The organism is Rosenbergiella gaditana (genome assembly GCF_018494065.1).
GTDB lineage: Bacteria > Pseudomonadota > Gammaproteobacteria > Enterobacterales > Enterobacteriaceae > Rosenbergiella > Rosenbergiella gaditana.
The window spans coordinates 1-261 of record NZ_JABBFR010000082.1 but is presented as its reverse complement, the minus strand read 5'-3'; the positions used below and the strand labels follow the sequence as shown (position 1 = coordinate 261).

Below are 261 nucleotides of genomic sequence, written 5' to 3'. Positions count from 1 at the left end.
AAATAACATATATTCCTAAAATTTTCTTGTCTATATTTCTTATAACTTCTCTATCTTTTACTAACTTATATAATGACATTAAAGTACATAATCCTAATACAACATGGAACATATATATACTTTCTATTCCTGGTGCATGAAGAGCATAATCATAAAATGCCGACACCAACAGTGTACAATACATTTGATCATATATGTTCTTTTCTTGTATTATATATGATGATATAACTAAAGTTATTATATACATAATAGGTATTATAT

The 261-nt window shown here is 23.8% G+C and carries 1 protein-coding gene; it reads right to left on the bottom strand.

The features are described from left to right. Window positions 1–184, bottom strand: a 184-nt coding sequence (locus HH682_RS15540; protein WP_214238375.1) for a hypothetical protein, incomplete at its 3' end; no start/stop codon positions are given. Window positions 185–261: the final 77 nt, after the last annotated feature.